Annotated in this window: 18 protein-coding genes; 13 read left to right on the top strand and 5 right to left on the bottom strand. The window is 75.8% G+C overall.

From position 1 onward, the window contains the following. Positions 1 to 74: 74 nt before the first annotated feature. Positions 75 to 1,097: an asparaginase gene (locus tag ACI782_RS18970; RefSeq protein WP_456911634.1), complete on the top strand. Its 1,023-nt coding sequence runs from the start codon at positions 75 to 77 to the stop codon at positions 1,095 to 1,097. 11 nt (positions 1,098 to 1,108) lie between these two features. Here ACI782_RS18970 and ACI782_RS18965 read toward each other — a convergent pair whose 3' ends face one another. Beyond that, positions 1,109 to 2,257, bottom strand: a complete 1,149-nt coding sequence (locus tag ACI782_RS18965) for a flavin reductase (protein ID WP_456911633.1) — start codon at positions 2,255 to 2,257, stop codon at positions 1,109 to 1,111. 260 nt (positions 2,258 to 2,517) lie between these two features. Here ACI782_RS18965 and ACI782_RS18960 point away from each other — a divergent pair, with 260 nt between their 5' ends. From ACI782_RS18960 to ACI782_RS18945, 4 genes are read left to right on the top strand one after another with little or no spacing between them, the layout of a single operon-like run. Further along, positions 2,518 to 3,648 carry an LLM class flavin-dependent oxidoreductase gene (locus ACI782_RS18960; RefSeq protein WP_456911632.1) on the top strand — a complete coding sequence of 377 codons (1,131 nt, stop codon included), beginning with the start codon at positions 2,518 to 2,520 and terminating at the stop codon, positions 3,646 to 3,648. 2 nt (positions 3,649 to 3,650) lie between these two features. Then, a complete protein-coding gene (locus tag ACI782_RS18955) occupies positions 3,651 to 4,226 on the top strand; it encodes a carboxymuconolactone decarboxylase family protein (RefSeq protein ID WP_456911631.1) in 576 nt (191 codons plus the stop codon). Continuing rightward, complete coding sequence (locus ACI782_RS18950) at positions 4,223 to 5,002, top strand: alpha/beta fold hydrolase (RefSeq protein ID WP_456911630.1); 780 nt, start codon at positions 4,223 to 4,225, stop codon at positions 5,000 to 5,002. Before ACI782_RS18955 ends, ACI782_RS18950 begins: the two co-directional genes overlap by 4 nt. Continuing rightward, complete coding sequence (locus ACI782_RS18945) at positions 4,999 to 5,874, top strand: NAD(P)-dependent oxidoreductase (protein WP_456911629.1); 876 nt, start codon at positions 4,999 to 5,001, stop codon at positions 5,872 to 5,874. The genes ACI782_RS18950 and ACI782_RS18945 overlap by 4 nt, the downstream gene beginning before the upstream one ends. 11 nt (positions 5,875 to 5,885) lie before the next feature. Here ACI782_RS18945 and ACI782_RS18940 read toward each other — a convergent pair whose 3' ends face one another. After that, complete coding sequence (locus ACI782_RS18940) at positions 5,886 to 7,124, bottom strand: PucR family transcriptional regulator (RefSeq protein WP_456911628.1); 1,239 nt, start codon at positions 7,122 to 7,124, stop codon at positions 5,886 to 5,888. 134 nt (positions 7,125 to 7,258) lie between these two features. Here ACI782_RS18940 and ACI782_RS18935 point away from each other — a divergent pair, with 134 nt between their 5' ends. From ACI782_RS18935 to ACI782_RS18905, 7 genes are all read left to right on the top strand, one after another. Then, entirely contained in the window at positions 7,259 to 8,485 is a 1,227-nt protein-coding gene (locus ACI782_RS18935; RefSeq protein WP_456911627.1) for an FAD binding domain-containing protein, read from the top strand. A 60-nt stretch (positions 8,486 to 8,545) separates the two neighbouring features. Further along, on the top strand, positions 8,546 to 9,529 hold the full coding sequence (locus tag ACI782_RS18930) for a cyclase family protein (RefSeq protein WP_456911626.1): 984 nt from the start codon (positions 8,546 to 8,548) through the stop codon (positions 9,527 to 9,529). Then, positions 9,526 to 10,323, top strand: a complete 798-nt coding sequence (locus tag ACI782_RS18925; protein WP_456911625.1) for an SDR family NAD(P)-dependent oxidoreductase — start codon at positions 9,526 to 9,528, stop codon at positions 10,321 to 10,323. The genes ACI782_RS18930 and ACI782_RS18925 overlap by 4 nt, the downstream gene beginning before the upstream one ends. A 277-nt stretch (positions 10,324 to 10,600) precedes the next feature. Continuing rightward, positions 10,601 to 12,085: an FAD-linked oxidase C-terminal domain-containing protein gene (locus ACI782_RS18920; RefSeq protein WP_456911624.1), complete on the top strand. Its 1,485-nt coding sequence runs from the start codon at positions 10,601 to 10,603 to the stop codon at positions 12,083 to 12,085. Then, on the top strand, positions 12,085 to 13,275 hold the full coding sequence (locus tag ACI782_RS18915; RefSeq protein WP_456911623.1) for an FAD-binding oxidoreductase: 1,191 nt from the start codon (positions 12,085 to 12,087) through the stop codon (positions 13,273 to 13,275). Before ACI782_RS18920 ends, ACI782_RS18915 begins: the two co-directional genes overlap by 1 nt. Further along, a complete protein-coding gene (locus ACI782_RS18910; protein WP_456911622.1) occupies positions 13,276 to 14,865 on the top strand; it encodes a (Fe-S)-binding protein in 1,590 nt (529 codons plus the stop codon). Continuing rightward, on the top strand, positions 14,862 to 15,866 hold the full coding sequence (locus tag ACI782_RS18905) for a Gfo/Idh/MocA family protein (RefSeq protein WP_456911621.1): 1,005 nt from the start codon (positions 14,862 to 14,864) through the stop codon (positions 15,864 to 15,866). The genes ACI782_RS18910 and ACI782_RS18905 overlap by 4 nt, the downstream gene beginning before the upstream one ends. 3 nt (positions 15,867 to 15,869) lie before the next feature. Here ACI782_RS18905 and ACI782_RS18900 read toward each other — a convergent pair whose 3' ends face one another. The 3 genes from ACI782_RS18900 to ACI782_RS18890 form a co-directional block, all read right to left on the bottom strand. Beyond that, positions 15,870 to 16,625, bottom strand: a complete 756-nt coding sequence (locus tag ACI782_RS18900; protein WP_456911620.1) for a hypothetical protein — start codon at positions 16,623 to 16,625, stop codon at positions 15,870 to 15,872. A 110-nt stretch (positions 16,626 to 16,735) separates the two neighbouring features. Beyond that, positions 16,736 to 17,587: an amidohydrolase family protein gene (locus tag ACI782_RS18895; protein WP_456911619.1), complete on the bottom strand. Its 852-nt coding sequence runs from the start codon at positions 17,585 to 17,587 to the stop codon at positions 16,736 to 16,738. Continuing rightward, positions 17,584 to 18,600 (bottom strand): LLM class flavin-dependent oxidoreductase, encoded by a 1,017-nt coding sequence (locus ACI782_RS18890; protein WP_456911618.1) that lies wholly within the window; start codon positions 18,598 to 18,600, stop codon positions 17,584 to 17,586. The genes ACI782_RS18895 and ACI782_RS18890 overlap by 4 nt, the downstream gene beginning before the upstream one ends. 206 nt (positions 18,601 to 18,806) lie before the next feature. Here ACI782_RS18890 and ACI782_RS18885 point away from each other — a divergent pair, with 206 nt between their 5' ends. Next, on the top strand, positions 18,807 to 20,066 hold the full coding sequence (locus ACI782_RS18885) for an ABC transporter substrate-binding protein (RefSeq protein ID WP_456911617.1): 1,260 nt from the start codon (positions 18,807 to 18,809) through the stop codon (positions 20,064 to 20,066). Positions 20,067 to 20,088: the final 22 nt, after the last annotated feature.

Genomic DNA, 20,088 nt, shown 5'->3' with positions numbered 1-20,088 from the left:
TCCTCTCCAACGGGGTGGGCCCTACGGTGGGCCGGCCGGTCGCCGACCGGCGCCGACACGGGGAGGGCAGGGGCATGGGGAGCTCGGCGGGGCGGCCGCTGGTGGCCGTGGGGTCGCTCGGCGGCACGATCACGATGACCGCACCCGCGGCGGGCGTCGGGGTGCAGCCGGCGCTGACCGCGGACGACCTGACGGGCGGCGTCCCGGGCCTCGCCGAGGTTGCCGGCATCGCCGCCGCCACCCTGCAGACCGTGCCCGGCGCCTGGCTCACCCCGGCCGACGTGGTCGCCGCCGCGGACTGGGGCGGGGCACAGGTGGCCGCGGGTGCGGCCGGCGTCGTCCTCGTCCAGGGCACCGACACGATCGAGGAGACGGCCTACCTGCTCGACCTGCTCTGGGACCGCCCGGAGCCGGTCGTCGTGACCGGCGCGATGCGGCACCCGTCCTCGGCCGGTGCCGACGGCCCGGCCAACCTGCTCGCCGCCGTCCGCGTCGCGGCCGACCCCGGCGCCCGGGACCGCGGCGCGCTGGTGGTGTTCGCCGACGAGGTGCACGCCGCCGCGCGGGTGCGCAAGACCGACAGCACCGCGCTGCAGGCCTTCACCTCCGGCGCGTTCGGCCCGCTCGGCCGGGTGCACGAGCGCACGGTGACCTTCGCCGGGCGGACGGCGCGGTGGCCGGCGCTGCCCCGCCCGCAGGAGGGCCGCGACCCGCGGGTGGCCCTCCTCGAGACCTCCCTCGGCGACCGGGGCGAGCTGCTCTCGCTGGTCGCCGAGGCGGGGTGGGACGGCGTCGTGCTCGCGGCCTTCGGCGCCGGGCACCTGTCGGCGGCCGCGGCCGAGGTGGTGGGCGCGGTGACGGGGCGCTGCCCCGTGGTGCTCGCGACCCGCACCGGCGGGGGGCCGGTGCTGCACGGCACCTACGGGTTCGTCGGCAGCGAGCAGGACCTCATCGGCCGCGGCGTCCTGCCCGCGGGGTGGCTCGACCCGCGCAAGGCGCGGCTGCTGCTGTGGACGCTCCTCGCCGGGGGCGCCGACGCGGCGACCGTGCGGACCACCGTGACCGCCCGGGGCGCGGCGCCGGGCGGGCCCACGTAGGCCAGGCCGGCTCAGAGCCGGCCGCCGGTCTGCTCGAGGATCTCGCGCACGCGCTGCTTGGCCAGGTCGGTGTAGCGGTACACCGCGGCCCGCGCCGTCTCGGCGTCGCCGCGCTCCAGGCCCTCGGTGATCCCGCGCTGGGCCTCGATGAAACTCTGCGAGGTCACCGGCGTCGCGCCGAAGCTGCGGGTCATCACCGACCGGATGTGCAGCTGGCTGAACGCCGTCGTCAGCGCGGCGCTGTGGGCCAGGGAGACCAGCGTCTCGTGGTAGGCGTAGTTGGCGTCGAGGTAGCCGTCGAAGTCGACGAAGCGCTCGCCCACGAGGAGCGCGGCCATGGCCTCGAACCGGTGCCGCAGCTCCGCCAGCTCCGCCTCGGGCACCCGGCCGCAGACCATGTCGAGGACGCCGAGCTCGATGGCGCAGCGGGCGTCGAAGGTCTCGTCGGAGGTCCGCGCGGTGAACGGGACGACGACGTAGCCGCGCTCCGGGTCACGGCGCACCAGCCCCTCGGCGGCCAGCCGGGTGAGCGCGTAGAACGCCGCCGGCTTGTCCACGTCCAGCGAGTAGGCCAGGTCGTCGAGCAGCAGCACGGTGTCGGCGGCGTACCGGCGCTCGAGCACCTGCTGGCGGGCGCGCAGGTAGACCGCGTCGTCCCGGGCGAACTCGAACCGGCCGAAGCCGCCGCGGAAGTAGGTCAGCGGCGCGCCCTCGTCGGCCTCGGCCTGGCGGACCCGGCCGAGGAAGATCGTGTGGGTCGCGGCGCTGACCTGCTCGACCACCTCGCACTCGATCCGCGCGAGGGCCTCGGTCAGCAGCGGCACGCCGGTGACGCCCTCGGCCACCTGCACGCCGGAGAACTTGTCCGCCGACGGGGTGGCGAACTGCTGGGCCAGGTGGCCCTGGCCCTGGCCGAGCACGTTGACGCCGTAGGCGCCGGCCTCGGCGACCGCGGCGCAGGTGGCCGAGGAGTTGTTGAGGCAGGCCAGCATCATCGGCGGGTCCAGCGACAGGGAGGTCACCGAGCTCGCCGTCATGCCGAACGCGCCCTCTCCGGTGCGGGTGGTCACCAGGGTCACGCCGCTGGCCAAGTGCCCGACGACGTGCCGGAACCGCTGGGGGTCGAACGCGGGCGGAGCCGCCTGCTCGGGGGTCGTCACGCGGGACCTCCTCGGGAGGCCGTGCCGCACCCCGGGCGGGCGCGGACCTGGTCCGAGTAGAACGGCGCGGCCGCCCCGGCGGGATGGCGGAGCGCGTCACCCGGACGCGGCCGGGATGCCGGAGACCGTCACCGCGCCGCCCCGACTCACGTCCGCCGTCATCCACCGGCGGTCAACTTGTCCGGTCCCGACACTGCCCGGCGACCGGTCCGGGGCCTTGACTGGCTCCCGTCCACCGGCCGAGCCCCCGAGGAGACGTCGTGAGACTGGGCTACTTCGCCATGCCGATGCACCCGCAGGGGCGCACCTGGGCCGAGACGCTGCGGGAGGACCGCGAGGCGGTCATCCTGGCCGACCGGCTCGGCTTCCACGACGCGTTCATCGGCGAGCACCTCACCGACCGGCACGAGAACATCACCAACAGCCTGGTCTTCCTCGCCACCCTCATCCCGGAGACGCAGCGGATCCGGCTGGCCACCGGGACGACGAACCTCTCGCACATGCACCCCGCGCTGGTGGCCGTGAACAGCGCGATGTTCGACCACCTCGCCGGCGGCCGGTTCATCCTCGGCGTCAGCCCGGGCGCGCTGCCCTCGGACGCGGAGCTGCTCGGCATCCTCAAGGAGGACCGCAACCAGATCTTCGCCGAGGCCATCGACGTCATCACGGCGCTGTGGGAGCGGGAGCCGCCCTACGACATCGACTTCCCGGACAACCGGTTCACCGTCAGCACCGCCAACACCTTCGACGGCGACGTGGGCGTGGGGATCGTCGGCAAGCCGCTGCAGCAGCCCCGGCCGGAGGTGGTCGGCACCGTCGTCGCGCCGTTCTCCAAGGGCGTCATCGCGATGGGGGCCAAGGACTTCCACCCGCTGTCGGCGAACTTCCTGCTGCCGCAGTGGGTGGCCACGCACTGGCCGAACTACGTGCAGGGCAAGGAGTCGGTCGGCGCTCCCGCCTCGCCGGCGGACTGGCGGGTCGCGCGCACGGTCTTCGTCGCCGACGACGCCGACGTCGCCGAGGCCTACGGGCGGGCCGACGCGAACAGCCCGTACCGCTACTACTACGGGAAGATGCTGGGCAAGATGCGGTCGCTGGGCCGCCTGGCGCTGTTCAAGACCTCCCGCGAGCAGCCCGACGAGGAGGTCACCCTCGAGGGCGTCCTGCGCGACCTGGTCATCTGCGGGACCCCCGACTCGGTGGCTGACCAGGTCCTGGCGCTGCGTGAGCAGACCGGGGAGTTCGGCGAGCTGGTCTACGCCGGCCTGGACTGGGTCGACCCCGACCTGGCCCGGCGGTCGATGGAGCTCATGGCCACCAAGGTCATGCCGCGGGTCAACGAGGCGCTGGGCGCCGACGACGGGCCCGTCCCGGCCGACGGGGGGCGCTGACGGTGGGGAAGGACCGGCTGCCCCTGCCCCCCGACGAGGAGCTGACCGACGCCCAGCGCGCGGCGGTCGCCGAGATCAGCTCGGGCCCGCGCGGCGCGGTCATCGGCCCGTTCGCGCCGCTGCTGCGCAGCCCCGAGCTGATGACCCGGCTGCAGAAGGTCGGCGAGCACCTGCGCTGGACCAGCCCGCTGGACCGCCGGCTGTTCGAGATGACGATCCTGTTCGTCTCCCGCTGGTGGGACCAGGACTTCGAGTGGAGCTACCACCACCCGCTGGCCCTGCAGGCCGGCCTGGACCCGGCGGTCGCCGACGCCATCGGTGAGGGCAGGCGCCCCGAGGGCATGGACCCGGCCGCCGAGGCGGTGTGGGACCTGCTCGACGAGCTGCACCGGACCAAGCGGGTCGGCGACGACACCTGGGCCCGGGCGCTGGAGCACCTGGGTGACGACGGGGTGGTCGAGGTGGTCGGCGCCGCCGGGTACTACACGACCCTGGCCATGGTCATGAACGTGGCCCGCACCCCCGTGCCCGGCGGCTCGATCCTGCCCGCCCTCGCCGCCGACGGAGTGCGGCGGTGAGCCCGCTGCCGAGCCCGGTCCTGCACCGGACCGGGGAGGGCCCGCCGGTCCTCCTGCTCCACCCGCTGGGCGTCGACGCGAGCTTCTGGGACGACGTCGTCCCCGCGCTGACCGGGGCGGAGGTGCTCACCTACGACCTCCCCGGCCACGGGCGGACGCCGGTGCCCGAGCAGCCCTACACCGTCGAGGACCTCACCGACCAGGCCGCGGCGCTGCTCACCGAGGCCGGCGCCGTCCCGGCCGACGTCGTCGGCGTCTCCCTCGGCGGGCTGGTCGCCCAGCGCCTGGCCGCCTGCCGGCCCGAGCTGGTCCGCCGGCTGGTCGTGGTCGACGCCGTCGCGGTCTACCCGCCGCCGCTCAAGCAGCAGTGGCGCGACCGGGCGGCGGCCGCGCCCGAGCAGGGGATGACGCCCTTCGTCGACCCGACGCTGTCGCTGTGGTTCACCGCCGACACGCTCACGGCGGGCGGCCCGCCCGTCGAGCGTGTCCGGCGGACCCTCCTCGACGCCGACCCGCGGGGCTACGCCGCCGCGTGCGCCGCGCTGGAGGAGGTGGACCTGACCGGCCTCGTCGGGAAGATCACCGCACCCACGCTGGTCGTCTGCGGGGAGGACGACGCCCCGCCGTTCACCGCGGCCGCCCGCGAGCTGGCCGCCACGCTGTCCGACGCCCGGCTGGTGTGGCTGTCCCCGGCCCGGCACGCCGGGGTGCTGGAGCAGCGCGACGCGTTCGTCGAGGCCCTCACCGGCTTCCTCCGGGACGGAGCGGACCGGTGAGCCGCGACCCGGTCGGGTTCCTCGGGCTCGGCGTCATGGGCTCGGCGATGAGCGGGCACCTGCTCGCCGCCGGGTACCCCGTCCTGGGCTTCGACCCCGACCCCGTCCGCCGGGCCGAGCACGAGCAGCGCGGCGGCACGGTCTGCGCCGGCCCGGCCGAGGTGGCCCGCGGCGCCTCGGTCGTGGTGACCTCGCTGCCCAGCGCCGCCGCCCTGCTCGCCGTGCTGGACGAGATGTCCGCCGGCGCGGGGCCGGGGATGGTGGTGGTGGAGACCAGCACGCTGTCGCCGGCGACCAAGCGCGAGGGCGCCGAGCGCGCGCGGGCCTTCGGCGCCACCCTGCTGGACTGCCCGATGAGCGGCACCGGCCAGCAGGCCCGCGAGGGCGACCTGATCGCCTACCTCAGCGGGGACGACGAGGCCAAGGCCCGGGCGCGGCCGGTGCTCGAGGCCTTCACCCGGGCGCAGTACGACCTCGGCGCCTTCGGCCAGGGCACCGCCATGAAGCTGGTGGCCAACCTGCTGGTGGCGGTGCACAACGCCGCAGCCGCGGAGGCGCTGCTGCTCGCGCAACGGGCCGGGCTGGACCTGGAGCAGGTGCTCACCGCTGTGGGGGACGGCGCCGGCGGCTCCCGGATGCTGCAGGTGCGCGGCCCGCTCATGGCGACCGGGCGGTACGAGCCGGCCACGGCGACCGTCGCCACGATGCAGAAGGACAACGGGCTGATCGCGGAGTTCGCGCACGACGTGGCCAGCCCTACGCCGCTGTTCGCGGCCACCCGCGTGCTCTACGAGGCCGCGGTCGCCCAGGACCGGCTCACCCAGGACACCGCCTGCGTGTTCGGCGTCCTCCAGCGGCTGGCCGGCCAGTGAGCGGGGTGTCGCTAGGAGAGCAGCCGCTGCAGCCGCAGGGCCACCTGCAGCTCGGTGCGTCGCTCCGACAGCGGGTGGCCGAGGTGCTCCTCCGCCCGGTGCAGCCGGTTGCGGACGGTGTGCTCGTGCAGCTGGAGGTGCTCGGCCGTGGCCACGTGGCTGCCCAGCCGGAAGGAGGCCTCGAGCGTCTCCCGCAGCCGGGCGGCCTCGGCGGTGTCCTCGGCCAGCGGGCCGAGCTCGGTGCGCACGAAGCGGCGGGCCCGCTCGGGGTCGCGCATGAGCAGGATCTCGAGCGCCACGTCGGCGTGCTCGAGCACGCGCGGGGCGGTGGCGCGGCCCCACGCCGCGCGCACCCGCTCGACGTCGTGGGCCTGCGCGTAGGCCTCCCGGAACCCGGCCAGGCCGGCCAGCGGCTCGGAGACCGACGCCTCCACGCCGGCGTCGGCCAGCGCGGCGAGCAGCCGCCCCCGCCCGTCCCGGGTCCAGCCGGGCACGGTCAGCCAGACCGCCGTGCGGCTCAGGTCGACCGGGTGCACCAGGGTCGAGCGGACGCCGGTGCGAGCGCGCACCCCGGTCATCAGGCTGCCGGCCGCGCCCTCGGCCACCGACGGCAGCAGCACGACGACGTGCTCCCCGCCGAGGTCGTGGTCGAGGGTGATGAGGTCGGAGGGGGCCAGCGAGGTCCGGTCGCCGCGCAGGATCTCCCGCACCAGCCCCTGGCGGACGTGCGCGCGGGTGCGGCTGAGCGCCTCGTCCACCCGCGCGTGGTTCTCCGCGACCAGCGAGGCGACGTGGTCCTGGTAGTCGAAGATCGCGACGGTCAGCTGCGCCAGGGCGCGCACGGCCTCGGCACGGGGGACGTCGGCGGCCTCGGCGACCTCCTGCAGCCGGTCGGCCCAGGCCTGCCACATCTCGGCGAACCCCACGCGGTAGGAGCGCTGCAGCGCGGTCTGCGGGATCCGCAGCTCCGCCTGCACCCGGGCGAAGACCAGCGGCTGCTCCAGGCGGACCGCGTCCAGCGGCAGCCGGCCGCAGAGCACCTGCTGCAGCAACTGCAGGTTCTCCCGCACGCTGGCCCGCAGGTGCTCGGCGAAGCCGGCGTCGTCGGCGAGGTCGGGGAAGGCCACGGCGACGTCGCGGGCCACGACCCGTTCGCACAGGGCGGCCAGGTCGACGTCGGCGGCCAGTTCCCGCACCCACGCGGGCAGGAGCTCGCGGCCGGTGAGCGCGGGGTCGGCCGCGTCGAGCACCGGGTTCCTCCCTCCACCGACGGCGGCCGGGACGCTACACGTGACCCAGAGCACGATCCAGCGTGCGGGGGTGGGGTCCCGCGCCCGGGTGAGGAGGCCGCCGTGCTGCCGACGTCCCCCCGGCCGGTGCACCGGTGACCGGCCGGCTGCCCGGTGACCGGCCGCTGCGGGTGGGCGTGCTCGGCGGCTCGCTGATCGGGCTCACCACCGCGCTGGTGTTCCGCGACATCGGCTGCGACGTCGACGTCTACGAGCGCTCGCGCTCGCCGCTGGAGGGCCGCGGCGTGGGCATCGTGCTGCACCCGACGACGGTGCGGTACCTGCTGGAGAACCGGCTGCTGGACCTCTCGGCGGTGAGCACGTCGGCGTCCTGGCACCGCTACCTCGCCGACGACGGGTCGGTGCTCACCGCGGACGCCCGCCGGCACCACTTCACCGGCTACAACACGCTCTACGGCACGCTGCTGGGCGCGTTCGGCCGCGACCGCTACCACCTCGACTCGGAGGCGACCGGCATCCGGCAGACCCGCGAGGAGGTGCAGGTCGCCTTCGCCGACGGCCGGACCGCCACCTGCGACCTGCTGGTCGGGGCCGACGGCGTCTCCTCGTTCACCCGCCGCACGATGCTGCCCGGGGTCGAGCAGCGCTACGGCGGCTACGTGGCCTGGCGCGGCGTCGTGGACGAGCGCGACCTGACCCCTGGGACGTTCGCCGCGCTCGACGACTCGCTCACCTACTACGTCCGCCCGCACAGCCACGCGCTCACCTACCCGATCCCGAACTACGACGGCGCGGTCGAGCCGGGACGCCGGCTGATGAACCTGGTCTGGTACCGCAACGTCCCCGAGGGCGCGGCGCTGGCCGACCTGCTCACCGACCGCACCGGCAAGCAGCGCGACGTCTCCCTCCCGCCCGGCGCGGTCCGCGACGAGCACCTCGCCGACTTCCGCGACACCGCGCGCGCCCAGCTGCCGCCGCCCCTGGCCGAGGTGGCCGCCAAGGCGGGAGCGCCCTTCCTCCAGGTCATGGTCGACGTCGAGGTGCCGCGGATGGCGTTCGGCCGGGTCGCGCTGGTCGGCGACGCCGCGTTCGCCGTCCGGCCGCACGCGGCCGCGGCCACCGCCAAGGGGGCCGACGACGTGTGGGCCCTCGCGGCGGCCCTGCTGCGCGCCGGCGGCGACGTCCCCGAGGCGCTGCGGCTGTGGGAGCCGGCCCAGCTCGACCTCGGCCGCGCGCTGCTCGCCCGCACCCGCGACCTCGGCGAGGGCGCGCAGTTCCGCAGCGACTGGGTCCCGGGCGACCCGTCGCTCACCTTCGGGCTCCGCGCTCCGGGCGACTCCGCGGACATGCCCGTGCGGTGACCCGTGCCGACCCCGCGTCCCAGCCCCGGGGCGCGTCCACCCACCAGGTCAGGAGGAACCATGGCCAGCTCGCCGGCCGATGACGTGCCCTTCCGGGGAGACGACCTCATCCGCGACTACATCGGCAAGTTCTCGAACTGGGGCCGGTGGGGGGAGGACGACCAGCTCGGGGCGCTCAACCACGTCGGCCCGGAACAGGTCGTCGCGGCCGCCCGGCTGGTCCGCCAGGGCAAGGTGGTCTCGATGGGACTGCCGCTGGACCTCAACGGCCCGCAGTCGGGCGGCTTCCGCGCCAACCCGCTGAACATGATGACCGCGACCGGCACCGACTACCTGGCCGGCAAGCAGGACCCGCTGCCCGGCGGGTTCGGCCCGTCGAAGGGTTTCGGCTTCTCCGACGACGTCCTGGTGACCCCCAACCAGTCGGGCAGCCAGTGGGACGGGCTGGCGCACATCTTCTGGAAGGGGCGGATGTACAACGGCTTCGACGCCGGCAACGTCACCGCCAAGGGGGCCTCGACCTGCGGCATCCAGGTCGCCAAGGAGCGGTTCGTGATGCGCGGGGTGCTGCTCGACGTCGCCCGGCACAAGGGCGTCGACTGCCTGGAGCCGGGGTACGCGATCACCGTCGAGGACCTCGACGCCACGGCCGCGGCCCAGGGCGTGGAGGTCCGCACCGGGGACGCGGTCATCGTGCGGACCGGGATGACCGAGACCCGGCGCGGCGACTGGGGCGACTACAACGGCGGCGCCGCACCCGGCCTGTCGCTGCACACCGCGCCGTGGCTGTACGAGCACGACGTGGCGGCGATCGCCACCGACACGTGGGGCTGCGAGGTGCGGCCCAACGAGGTCGACCTCTTCCAGCCCCTGCACATCGTCGCGCTGGTGCACATGGGCATCCCGTTCGGCGAGATCTGGGACCTGCAGGCCATCGGCGAGGACTGCGCCGCCGACGGCGTGTACGAGTTCCTGCTGTCCGCGGCCCCGCTGCCGATCACCGGGGCGGCCGGCTCGCCCGTGAACGCGATCGCGGTCAAGTGACGCGGGCCGTGCACGGGCTCCTCGAGGGCCAGGTGGCCGCGGTGACCGGCGCGGGCACCGGCATCGGCCGGGCGATCTCGCTGCGGCTGGCCGCAGACGGGGCCGACGTCGTCCTGACCGGGCGCTCGACGGAGGCCATGGAGGACGTCGCCGAGCAGATCCGGGCCGCCGGGCGGCGGGCGCTGCCGGTGGCGATGGACCTGCGCGACCCGGACTCGATCACCGCCGCCGCCAAGGCCGCGGACGCCGAGTTCGGCCGCGTGGACGTGCTGGTCAACAACAGCGGGGTCGGGGGGCCGAGCGCGCCGCTGCTGGAGATGCCGCTCGACGAGTGGGAGGACACCTTCCGGGTCAACGTCACCGGCACGATGCTGGCCTGCAAGGCGTTCCTCCCCGGCATGGTCGCCCGGGGGTCCGGCTCGGTGGTGGTCATCGGCTCGATGACCGGCAAGCGTCCGCTGGTCAACCGCACGCCCTACGCCGCGTCGAAGACCGCGCTCATCGGCCTGGTGCGCACCCTCGCCGTCGAGCTGGGCGGCGCCGGGGTCCGCGTCAACCTCATCTCGCCGGGCCCGGTGGAGGGCGCCCGGATCGAGTGGGTGCTCGAGCAGCAGGCCCTCGCCCGGGGCATCACCGTGGAGCAGGCCAAGGCCGACTTCCTCTCCGGGGCGGCGCTCAAGCGGCTGGTCCGCCCGCAGGACGTCGCCGACGCGGTCGCCTTCCTGGCCTCGCCGCAGGCCGCGGCGATCACCGGGGAGGACCTCAACGTGTCCAACGGGCTGGTCGTGTACTAGGAGGAACCCCCGGCCCCCCGCTGTGGAGGGACCCCGTCCTCCTCTGGAGGGACCCCGTTCCCCCCACGCTTCGCAGGCTCAGCGTGGTACCCGGAACGGGGCCTCGTGGGCTCGCGGCGAGCCTCTGGACGGGGCCGCGGCGGGATCCTGCAGGGGGCCGGGGCCGGGGCCGGGGCCGGGGCCGGTGCCGGGGCCGGTGCCGGGGAGCCCGCCCCCGGACCGGTCCGCGTGGCACAGTGCGGGAGGTCCCACCCACGCCCGGACGGAGGCGACGTCCATGACCGGCAGCCCCCCGGTCCCCGGTGACCGGATCCGGCAGCTCACCGTCGACCTGGTGGCCGCCGTCGGGCGGGAGCGGGTGCTCACCGACCGGGCGCAGCTGCGCACCTACGAGTGCGACGGGCTGGCCAACTTCCGCGTCACCCCGGCGGTGGTGGTCCTCGCCGAGACCCGGCAGCACGTCGTCGACACCGTGCGGCTGTGCGCGAGGGCGGGGGTCCCGTTCGTCGCGCGCGGCTCGGGGACCGGCCTGTCCGGCGGCGCGCTGCCGGTGGCCGACGGCGTCCTGCTGGTCCTCTCCCGGCTGCGAGCCATCCGGTCGGTGGACCCCGAGGACCAGCGGGCCGTCGTCGAGCCCGGCGTCATCAACCTCTGGGTGACCCGCGAGGCCGCCCCGCACGCGCTGGCGTACGCGCCGGACCCGTCCTCGCAGCAGGTGTGCTCGATCGGCGGCAACGTCGCGGAGAACTCCGGCGGCGCGCACTGCCTCAAGTACGGCTTCACGGTCAACCACGTGACCGGTGCCGAGGTGGTCCTCCCGGACGGCGAGGTCGTGCACCTGGGCGGCCGGGCCCCCGAGCACCCCGGGTACGACCTGCTGGGCGTCTTCGTCGGCAGCGAGGGCACCCTCGGCGTGGCCACCGAGGTGACGCTGCGGCTGGTCCGGGTGCCCGAGGCCGTGCAGACCATGCTGGTGGCGTTCTCGAGCGTCGAGGACGCCGGCGGTGCGGTGAGCGACATCGTCGCCGCCGGCATCGTCCCGGCCGCGGTGGAGATGATGGACGCCCTCGCCATCGAGGCCGCCGAGGCCGCGGTGCACTGCGGCTACCCGCCCGGGGCGGTGGCGGTGCTGGTCATCGAGCTCGACGGGCCGCGGGTGGAGGTCGAGGCGCAGTTCCGGCGGGTCGAGGAGATCGTCCGGGCGCGGCACTCCTCCGAGATCCGCATCGCCGCGGACGACGCCGAGCGGGCGCTGGTGTGGCGGGGCCGCAAGTCCGCCTTCGCCGCCGTCGGGCGGATCAGCCCGGCCTACTTCGTGCAGGACGGCGTCATCCCGCGGACCCGGCTGCCCCAGGTGCTCGACCGGATCGGCGCGCTGGCCGGCGCGGCCGGGCTCCGGGTGGCCAACGTCTTCCACGCCGGGGACGGCAACCTGCACCCGCTGGTGCTCTTCGACGACCGCGTCGAGGGGCAGGCGCACGACGCCGAGGAGCTGGCCGGCGCCATCCTCGACCTCTGCGTGGCCGAGGGCGGGTCGATCACCGGGGAGCACGGCGTCGGCCACGAGAAACGGATGAAGATGGCCGTGCAGTTCACCGCCGACGACCTCGACACCATGCAGCGGGTGCGCTGCGCCTTCGACCCCGAGGGCCTGGCCAACCCGGGCAAGGTCTTCCCGACGCCCCGGCTGTGCGGCGAGCGGCCGGGGGTGCGCACCGGCGAGCACCCGGTGCAGGCCGCCGGGCTGGGGGAGGTCTTCTGATGGCGCCGGTCGCGACCGCCCCCCGGCGCCCGGGGACCGCCGACGACGCGGTCTCCGGCGTCGTCCCGGGGGAGGTGGTCCGCCCGTCCTCGGTCGCCGAGGTCGCCGAGGTCCTCCGGGACGCCGCCGCGCACGGCCGCACGGTCGTGCCCGTCGGCACGGGCACCAAGACGTCGTGGGCGGCGCCGCCCACCTCGTGCGACGTGCTGCTCGACACGACGGCGCTGGACCGGGTCGTGGAGCACGCCCCCGGCGACCTGGTCGTCGTCGCCCAGGCGGGCACGCGGCTGCCCCTGCTGCAGGCGCGGCTGGCGGAGTCCGGCCAGTTCCTCGCCGTCGACGCCCCCGAGGAGGGGGCGACCCTCGGCGGGGTGGTCAGCGCCAACGCCTCGGGCCCCCGCCGGCTGCGCTACGGCACCGTCCGCGACCTGCTCATCGGCATCACCGTGGTGCTCGCCGACGGCACCGTCGCCGCCGCGGGCGGCAAGGTGGTCAAGAACGTCGCGGGCTACGACCTCGGCAAGCTCTACACCGGCGCGCACGGCTCGCTGGGGGTCGTGGTGTCGACGACCTGGCGGCTGCACCCGGTCCCGCCGGCCCGCCGGGTCGTCGTCCGGCCGCTCGCCGGCCCCCGCGAGGCCGGCGACCTGGCCCGGCGGCTGGCCGCCTCGCCGCTGACCCCGACCGCGGTCGAGCTCGGGGGGACCGCCGGGGGTGCGGCCCGGCTGGTCGTCCTGTTCGAGGCGATCCCCGAGTCGGTGGCGGTCCAGGCCCGGGCGGCGGTCGAGCTGCTCGGCGGGGGAGACGAGCACGACGTCCCGCCGGAGGGCCTCGGCCGGCGGCCGGGCACGGACGCCGACCTGCGGCTGCGGCTGGCCTTCGCGCCCTCCGCGCTGACCGCCGCCCTCGACCTCCTGCCGGCGGGGACGGCGGTCACCGCGTCGGCGTGCACCGGGGTGGCCTACGCCGCCCTCCCCGCCGCCGGGGCCCTCGACGCGGTGGCGCGACTCCGGCAGGGCCTGGCCGCGCACGACGGGACGGCGGTGGTGCTGTCGGCGCCCCCGCCGCTGCGCGCGGAGGTGGACCACTGGGGGCCGGTGGGCGACGCCCTCGGCCTCATGCGCCGGGTCAAGGACGGGTTCGACCCCGACCGGCGGCTGTCGCCGGGACGCTTCGTCGGAGGTCTGTAGATGCGGTGGCGGAGGAGGCGGGGCCGCGGCCCGGCGGCCGAGAGCTCGGCAGCGGACCTGCCGCCGGGCACCCCGACGGGCCGGGTCCGCGCGGGGGACCAGGCGGCCGCCGAGGTGGTGGGCGCCCGCCGGCCGCTGGACCTCGGGCAGGGCGGGCCGGTCGCGGCGAGCGCGGCGGCGGCGACGGTGGGGACGGCGCCGGTCCTCCTCGGCGTCCCGGCCGGGCGGGGCCTGCTGCCGGCGTTCGACGACCACCACCCGCCGGACGCCGACCTCGCCGGTGACTGCGTGCACTGCGGCTTCTGCCTGCCCACCTGCCCGACCTACGTCCTCTGGGGCGAGGAGATGGACAGCCCGCGCGGGCGCATCGACCTGATGAAGCAGGGCCTCGCGGGGGACCCGCTGGAGGACTCGGCGGTCCGCCACCTCGACCAGTGCCTGGGCTGCATGGCGTGCGTGACCGCCTGCCCCTCCGGCGTCCAGTACGACAAGCTCATCGAGGCCACCCGCGCGCAGCTGGAGCGCCGCGCCGAGCGGCCGCGCCGCGACCGGGCGGTCCGCCGGGCGGTCTACGCGCTGTTCCCGTACCCGCGCCGGCTGCGGGCGGTCCGCGGGCCGCTGCGGCTCTACCAGGCGAGCGGGCTGCGCACGCTGCTCGCCCGCAGCGGCGTGATCTCCCGGCTGCCCGCGCCGCTGCAGGCGATGGAGTCCCTGGCGCCGCGGCTGGGCCGGGCGGGCCGGTTCCCGGTCCGGACGCCGGCCGCGGGACCGCGCCGCCGCACGGTGGGGCTGCTGGCCGGCTGCGTGCAGGGGACGTTCTTCCCCGACGTGAACGCGGCGACGGTGCGGGTGCTCGCGGCCGAGGGGTGCGACGTCGTCGTCCCGCGCGGGCAGGGCTGCTGCGGCGCGCTGTCGGCGCACGGCGGCCGGGAGGAACAGGCGATCCGCTTCGCCCGCTCCGTCATCGCGACCTTCGAGGACGCCGGCGTGGACACCGTGGTGGTCAACGCCGCCGGCTGCGGGTCCAACCTCAAGGAGTACGCCCACCAGCTGCGCGACGACCCCGTCTGGGCCGCCCGCGCCGAGGCGCTGGCGGCGCGGGTGCGCGACGTGGCCGAGCTGCTCGACGAGCTCGGCCCGGTGGCGCCCCGGCACCCGCTCCCGGTGACGGTCGCCTACCAGGACGCCTGCCACCTCGCCCACGCGCAGGGGGTCCGCGACCAGCCGCGCCGCCTGCTCCGCGGGATCCCCGGCCTGGAGCTGCGAGAGCTGCCGGAGGCGGAGATCTGCTGCGGCAGCGCCGGGGTCTACAACCTGCTGCACCCCGAGCCGGCCCGCGAGCTGGGGGAGCGGAAGGCCGCCGCCGTCCGCAGCACCGGGGCGGCGCTCATGGTGACGGGCAACCCCGGGTGCTGGATGCAGGTCGCCACCACGCTGGCACGCACCGGCGAGCGCCTGCCGGTCGCCCACACCGTCCAGGTGCTCGACGCCGCCATCCGCGGGGTGCCGGCCGAGCGGTTCCTCGCCGCGGCGCTCGACGGCCCCGGCACGGCGCTGCCCCCACCCTCCCGCAGGAAGGCCTCGACGTGACGGACGCAGACCGGATCGGGTGGGGGATCGTCGGCCTCGGCCGGGTCGCCGGCACCGAGATCGCCCCGGCCGTCGCGGCCGCCGGCAACAGCACCCTCGCCGGCGTGGCCAGCCGCGACCTCGGCCGCGCCCGCGACTTCGCGGCACGGCACGGTGCCGCCGCGGCGTACGACGACTACGCGGCGCTGCTCGCCGACCCCGCCGTCGACGCGGTCTACGTCGCCACCCCCAACGCCCTGCACGCCGAGCAGGTGGTCGCGGCGGCGTCGGCGGGCAAGCACGTGCTCTGCGACAAGCCGCTCGCGACGACGGTGGCCGACGCCGAGCGCGCCGTGGCCGCCTGCCGGGACGCCGGGGTGGGCCTCGGCGTCACCTTCCAGACCCGCTGGCACGAGGGGATGGCCGAGGTCCGCGACCTGCTGGCCGCCGGGGAGATCGGCGAGGTCCGCCTGGTCGAGGTCGAGATGGGGACCGGGGGGCGGCTGCCCGGGGGCTGGCGCCTCGACCCCGCCGTCGCCGGGCTCGGCGTGGTGAACAACGTGGGCGTGCACGCCTACGACCTGCTGCGGTACCTGCTCGACGCGGAGGTCGTGGAGGCGACGGCCGTGCTGCACAGCGAGCCGGGCTTCCCGGTCGACACCCTGGCGCTGGCGGTGCTCCGCTTCGACAGCGGCGTCCTCGCCTACGCCCACGTGGACCAGTCGCTGCCGCACCCGCAGCAGGACCTGGTCGTCCACGGCACCGACGGCCGGATGCTCGGGCGCGACGTCACCCGGCCGCACCTGACCGGCACCCTCACCGTGGCCGGGCGGAACGGCACCAGCGAGCGCTCCGTCTCCTCGGACGGCGCCTTCGTCGCGACCGTCAGCGCCTTCGCCGACGCCGTCCTCCGCGGGGAGGATCCCAGCCCCTCGGGCGTCGACGGCCTGCGCAGCGTCGAGCTCACCACCGCGCTGGCCCGCTCAGCGGAGGAGCGGCGGACGGTCGCGCTCGGCCGGTGAGGGTCAGCCGGCGGCCAGGAGCACCACGCCCGCCGTCGCCGTTGCCAGCCCCGCCTGCTGCCCGGCGCCCAGCCGCTCCCGCAGCAGGACGACGGCCAGCGCCACCGTCACCAGCGGGGACAGCGTCGCCAGCACCGACACGACGCTCACCAGCCCGGCGGAGGTGGCCGCCGCGAAGGCGGTGACCCCGCCGAGGACCAGCAACCCGTTGAGGGTGACCAGGGGCAGCGCCGACCGCGTGAGCCGCAGCGACGACCGGCGCGCCAGCGGCACCAGGACGACGGTGGCCAGCAGCGTCACGCGGCTGGTGAGGACGGCCCACATCTCGCCGGCCAGACCCGGGCCGCCGGCGGCGACCGCCTCGGCGAACAGGCTCAGGAACACGCCGTAGAGGACCGCCCACGCCGCGGCGAGCACCAGGCCCAGCACGCGGCGGCCACCGGGCGGGTCCGCACCCGACCCGCTCCGCTGACCGGCCGCGACCAGGACGACCCCGAGCAGGGCGAGCGGGATCCCTGCGAGCTGCCACGGTGCCGGGCGCTCGCCGAGGGCCAGCGCCACCACGACGGGTACCGCGCCCCCGGCGGCGCCGATGGGGGCCATGACCGACAGCCGCAGGTGCTGGGCACACTCGAACATCGCCAGCAGCGCCAGCCCGTTGGCCGTCCCCGCCAGCAGGCCGGCCGCGATGCCGCCGGCGGAGGGAGGGGGCGCGCCCAGCACGGCCACGAGCAGGCCGGCGGCGCCGACGGCGGACACCTGGCCCACCGCGAGGACGGCGCCGGGCGGGTGCCGCCGGCCGAGGACCGGCCCGAGGTAGGCCGCCGTCCCGAACAGCAGCGCGGTGAGCAGGCCGAGCAGGACGGCGGTCAGGCCGGCCAGCCCAGCCAGCGCAGCACGCTACCGCCCAGGACGGCCTCGGCGTCCGGCCCGGTGAGGAAGTCCAGGTCCTCGCGGAAGAGCCGGACCAGGTCGGCGTAGGAACCGCGCAGCCGGGACAGGTCCGAGCCCCAGAACAGCCGCTCGGGGCCGTAGGCGTCGAACAGCCGGCGCAGGTGCGGGTGCATCGCCGGCCAGGGATGGGCCTCGGTGCTGTAGCAGGGGACGGCGGTCACCTTCACCGACACGTTGGGCAGGCCCGCGAGGCCGGCGAGCTCCTCGATCTCCGGCCCGGCGGCCGCGTCGGTGGCCTGCCCGGTCAGGCCGAGGTGGTCCACCGCCAGCCGCAGCCCCGGCCGGCGCTCCGCCAGGTCGCCGAGCTCGCGCAGCTGACCGGAGGCCAGCAGCATCACCGGCACGTCCTCGGCCTCGGCGAACTCCCACAGCCACTCCGCGCCGGGGTCGTCCACCCGGCCGGCGTCGGCGGGCAGGAACACCAGCCGGACGCCGGCGACGACCGGGTCGCGCAGCAGCTCGCGCACGGGGCCGGGGTCGCCGGTGCGCAGGTCGACCCTGGCCATGACGCGGAAGGCCTCCGGCGCCTCCGTCGCGCAGGCCACCGCGTAGTCGTTGCGGTACCCCTCGAAGAACGGCGGGACGAGGACGGCGCGGTCGACGCCGGCCTCGTCCATCTCGCGCAGCAGGGTCGGGCCGCTGATCGGCTCGGCGCGGTGCATGGACTTCGCCCGCTCCGCGCCCCCGGGCGGCCACGGCCGGTCGGGGGCCTCGGGCAGCCACACGTGCACCTGGGCGTCGACCACCGGCGCGGACACGGTGGTCACCACTCCCGGACCACGGGGAGGACCTCGGTCGCGAGCAGGTCGAGCGAGGACGTGATCCGCTCGTGCGGCAGGCCGCCCAAGTGCAGGAAGAGCATCACCCGCTCGACGCCGAGCTCCCGGATCTCGCGCAGCCGGGAGAGGACCGTGTCCGGGCTGCCGAACAGCGCGCTGTCGCGCAGGTCGGCGTCCAGGTCGAACGGGCTGCGGCCGCCCGGGTCGCTGCCGGACTGCGCGCGCCGGAGCTTGTCGGCGTAGCCGAGGAAGTCCTTGTAGGGGCCCTCCGCCTCGTTCCACGCCCGCTCGTCGGTGGGGGCCACGTGCGCGGCCCGGGCCAGGTACACCCGGCCGTCCGCGAGCCCGGCGCCGACGCCCTCCAGCGCCTCGGCGTAGCGCTTCACCTGGCCGGCGGTGACCGTGAGCGAGGTGCCCTGCGGCAGCAGCACGCCCCAGTCGTTGGCCGCGCACTGGGCCAGCCCGTCGGGGCTGTCGGTGGCGACCCACAGCGGCGGGTGCGGCTGCTGGACCGGCCGCGGCTGGGGAGAGGCGTCCTCGAACGACCAGAACCGCCCGGAGTACGAGACCGGCCCGTCGGCCGACCAGACCCGCTGCAGGACGTCGAGGGCCTCGGCGAAGCGGTCGTGCTTCTCGGCGATGTCCACCCCGTACCCGCGGAACTCGCCGGGCTGGTAGCCGCGGCCGATGCCCAGGTCGAGCCGGCCCCTGCTGAGCTGGTCGACCGTCGCGGCGGACTCCGCGAAGCGCAGCGGGTGGTGCAGCGGGAGGACCGACACCGCGGTGCCCAGCCGCACCGAGCTGGTGCGGGCGGCCAGGTGCCCGAGCACGGTGAGGCTGTCGGACACGATGCCGTGCCGGCTGAAGTGGTGCTCGGTCAGCCAGACGGAGTCGAAGCCGACGGCGTCGGCGTGGCAGGCCTGGGTGAGGGCCTGCTCGTACCGGTCGCGCTGGTCGCTGCCCTCGGGCCACTGGATGGAGTGGAACAGGCCGATCTGCATGCGGTCCTCGCCTTCGGGAGGAGGCGTCGGGGGAGGCGGGGACGGCGACCCGGCCGCACCCACGCGCATGCAACAGCACGGGGCCGCAGCTGTGCTTGTGCCGTTCCACAAGCCGGATCGGCTCGATCATGTGCACGCGCATGAGACCCAGGTCACCACCGCGCTCGTAGTGTTCGCCCACCTGTCGACGGCGAGAGGTGGGTGTCATGCGGGCGAGAGCCGGGATGCTGGCGGGGGTGGCGCTCCTGGTCGCCGCCTGCGGCGGGACGGTGGCCGGGGGCGGCGGCGGAGGCGGAGGTGGGGAAGGCTCCACCGAGCCGGTCAAGATCGGGGTGATCACCGGGCTGACCGGCGCCTACGTGCAGCTCGGTGAGGAGCAGCGCAACGGCGCGGAGCTCGCGGTGGAGCAGCTCGGCGGGCAGATCGGCGACCGGCCGATCGAGCTCATCGTCCGCGACGACCAGCTCAAGCCGGACGTGGCGCTGCGCGAGGCCCAGGCCCTGGTGCAGGAGGAGCAGGTCGACTTCCTCACCGGCTGCGTCTCGGCGGCCACCACGCTGGCCATGAACCAGATCGCCGCGCAGGCCGGCGTCCCGTACCTCGGCGCCTGCCAGACCGAGCAGCTCAACCGGCCGCCGAACTTCGACCCCGCGGTCACCTACCACCTGGCGCCGGTCCCGTCGCAGACGACGAACGCCGCGGCGCCGTTCATCTGCAGCGAGCTCGGCCAGAGCGTCTTCCTGCTGCTGCCGGACTACGCGTTCGGCTACGAGCAGGAGGCCGGCTACAAGACCGCGATCGCCGAGCAGCCCGGCTGCTCGGTGGCCGGCACGGCGTACTTCCCGCTGGGCACGACCGACTTCAACCCCTACATCCCGACGATCGAGGGCTCCGGCGCGCAGGTGCTGGTCTTCGGCGGCGTCGGCCGCGACCAGGTCAGCTTCCTGCGGCAGGCGGACCAGTTCGGCCTGACCGACCGGTTCAAGACCTTCTTCACCCTGGAGGACCTCAGCTTCGACCAGGAGCTGGGCTTCGACCTGATCGACGGCACCTGGGCGATGGCCGCCTTCTACTGGAACGTCGACGACGCGGGCGTGCAGGAGTACGTGGAGGCCTACCGGGAGGCGTACGGCGCCGTGCCGGGTGGCTACGGCGTCTACACCTACAACGCGGTCAACCTCATCGCCCAGCAGGTGGAGGAGGGCAACGACACGCCGGAGGCCTTCCGCGAGGGCATGGAGGGCCTGGAGGTGTCGCTCGGGCAGGGCGACATGACCATCCGCGCCTGCGACCACCAGGCCCTGATCCCGATCTACATCCTCGAGGGCCTGGCGGCCGACGAGGCGGAGAGCCGCGGCGGGGACGCCGAGGTCGGCTACCGGGAGGTCGTGGCGACCGCGCCCGGGACCGAGGAGTACGCCCCCACCTGCGACGAGGTGACCACCGAGTTCCAACGCGTGGGCTGACCGGCTCGCCCGCGGGAGCCAC

The organism is Geodermatophilus sp. SYSU D00703 (assembly GCF_054050155.1).
This window is presented reverse-complemented; position numbering and strand designations above follow the sequence as displayed.